2 protein-coding genes and 1 pseudogene are annotated in these 2,627 nt (G+C 69.8%); all 3 read left to right on the top strand.

Annotated elements, in window-relative coordinates; genetic code table 11:
- On the top strand, window positions 1-629 hold a 629-nt coding region (locus ACGF15_RS29080), incomplete at its 5' end, for an alpha/beta hydrolase (RefSeq protein WP_392803285.1).
- Between the two features lie 172 nt (window positions 630-801).
- Window positions 802-1,799, top strand: a pseudogene (locus ACGF15_RS29075) (IS5 family transposase).
- Window positions 1,800-2,087: 288 nt separating this feature from the next.
- A partial coding sequence (locus tag ACGF15_RS29070; protein ID WP_392803282.1) for a helix-turn-helix domain-containing protein occupies window positions 2,088-2,627 on the top strand: 540 nt, incomplete at its 3' end.

The raw sequence follows: 2,627 nt of genomic DNA, 5'->3' as shown, positions 1-2,627 counted from the left end.
GCATCGCCCAAGCCCTGTACTCCAAGGAGCTCTGGCCCTTGCTGGAGCAGGGCCTGGACGAGGCCGACGGCGGCCAGGGCCAGCTGCTGCTGGCGCTGTCCGACGCGCTCAACGGCCGTGATCAAAACGGCAATTACAGCAACATCGGCGCGGCCAACACGGCGATCAACTGCGCCGACTCCAAGGGCCGCTACACGCCGGCCCAGACGAAGGACAAGCTGCCCGAGTTCCGCGCCGCCTCGCCCGTCTTCGGGGACTTCCTCGGCTGGGCCCTGATGAGCTGCACCGACTGGCCGGTCCCGGGCGCGTGGGAGACCCCGGACGTGTCCGCCCCGGGCGCCGCGCCCATCCTGGTGATCGGCAACACCGGGGATCCGGCGACCCCGTACGAGGGCGCCCGCAAGATGGTGGAGCGGCTCGGCCCCGGCGTCGGCGTGGAGCTGACGTACAAGGGCGAGGGGCACGGCGCGTACAACAGCGGCGACCCGTGCGTGCAGCAGGCGGTGAACTCGTACCTGCTGGACGGGAAGGTGCCCGCCGCCAACACCGTCTGCACGGCGACGCGGACCCCCACGGAATCGCCCGCACTGCCCGAGCCGCCCGAGACCCCCGAACCCCTCGGCGTCTGATCCGTCTTCGGCGCCGGGCACCGCGACGAGCACGCGCGGCGCGCGAAGGGGCCGCACCCCGCTCACCGCGAGGTACGGCCCCTTCGGCGGACTGCTAGGGACCGTATTGGGTTGTGACCAATCTGCGGGTTTCGCCCTCGCGGTCGCGCTGGATCCGCTAGACCAGTGTCGTGTGACGCGTGTGCAACTGACTGATGACGAGTGGGAGTTCATCGAGCCGTACCTGCCGATCGGCGAGTACGGCCCGTACCCCGAGCGGCTGCGCCGGCAGTTCGAAGGCGTGATCTGGCGGTTCCGGACGGGTGGCCAGTGGAGGGAGATGCCTCAGGAATTCGGCGCCTGGTCCACGGTCCACAACCGCTTCCGGCAGTGGAGGGACGCCGGGGTGTTCGAAGCCCTGCTGGAGGGCGTGATCGCGGAGGCCGCGAAGCGGGGTGAGGTGGACTTGTCGCTGGTCAGCGTGGATTCCACCACCGTCCGAGCCCACCACGACGCCGCCGGCATGCACCTCGACCCCGGCACGCTCGCCGACTTGGAGAAGGCCGCCGAGGAGGCGGAGAAGGCCCGGCAAAAAGGGGCGGCTCGAAGGAACAAGACGGGCAGGACAGCGCAGTCGACCCGGAACGGGACGAGCGACGACGCGTCCGACGCAGACGAAAGCTCCGCCTGAAGGCGGCACTGCTCGGACGGTCCAGAGGCGGACAGACCAGCAAGGTCCACATCGCCGGCGAGCGCACGTGCCGCCCCTTGGCCATCGTCCTGACCGAGGGGCAGGCCGCCGACAGTCCGCAGTTCATCCCCGTGCTGGCCAAGGTCCGGGTCCGCGGGCCCGTCGGCCGCCCCCGCACCCGGCCCGACGCGGTCGCCGGCGACAAGGCGTACTCCTCCCGCGGCAACCGCGCCCACCTGCGCGAACGGCAGATCAAGGCCGTCATTCCGGAGAAGCGGGACCAGGCTGCCAACCGAAAGAAGAAGGGCAGCCGGGGCGGCCGGCCCGTCACCCACGACGCCGAGCTCTACAAGGAGCGGAACACCGTCGAGCGCCTGATCAACAGGCTGAAGGCCTGGCGGGGCATCGCCACCCGGTTCGACAAGACACCCGAGAGCTACCTTGCCGGCCTCCACCTCCGCGCGTCGATGATCTGGATCAAGAAGCTCACCACCTCTTGATCACGACCAAATACGCTCCCTAGCGCGCTGATCTGGTGACAACCACCATGCTTCATCGCGCACCTTCACCCAGGTCGATCGGCACGCCGGGTGACAGGTATCGAGCTTTGGCACACGGGCCCTGGCCGCCTTACACGCGCGGGACCCGGAGGTTGAGGAACGTCGGTTGCTGATGGCGAACTGGCTCACTACCGGGCCGCGGGCCGGCGCCCGACCGAGTGGCCCGGCACCTGCCGGTCGGCAATCCCGCCGGGTCGGATTGTCAGACCCATGCGTGATGATCATCTGATGACCGTCACGACCGCCGAGACGCTGCGGGCCTTTCGCTATGCGCTCGACCCGACGCCCGCGCAAGTGGAGATCCTCCAGCGGTACGCCACCGCAGCGCGCTGCGGATTCAACTTCGCCCTGGCGCTGATGATCGCGACGCACCAGAAGTGGACGCGCGGCCGCGACGCACTGGTCGCGGAGGGCAACGACAAGGCCGAGGCCAACAAGAAGGCCCCGAAGGTGCGGATCCCGAACGCCGCCCGCGCGCAGGCCTTCTTCCGCGAGACGAAGGGCCGCCCCTTCATCGGCCCCCTGGCCGAGGGCGAGGAGCGCCGCACCCCGTTCCCGTGGTGGGAGGGAGTCAACAACCGGGCGTACTACACAGCGATGGACGACGCCGCGACGGCCTTCAAGAACTGGATGGACTCCGCCGCGGGGCGCCGAGCTGGCGCCGCCGTCGGCTACCCCCGGTTCAAGCGGCGCGGACGCGCCCGCGAGCGTTTCCGTCTGGTCCACAACGTGAAGAAGCCCGAGATCCGCCTGGAAGGATCCCGCCGG

This window comes from Streptomyces sp. NPDC048001 (assembly GCF_043203115.1).
Lineage (GTDB): Bacteria > Actinomycetota > Actinomycetes > Streptomycetales > Streptomycetaceae > Streptomyces > Streptomyces sanyensis.
Note: the sequence above shows the minus strand (reverse complement) of the source record. Positions and strands in the feature narration are given on the sequence as shown.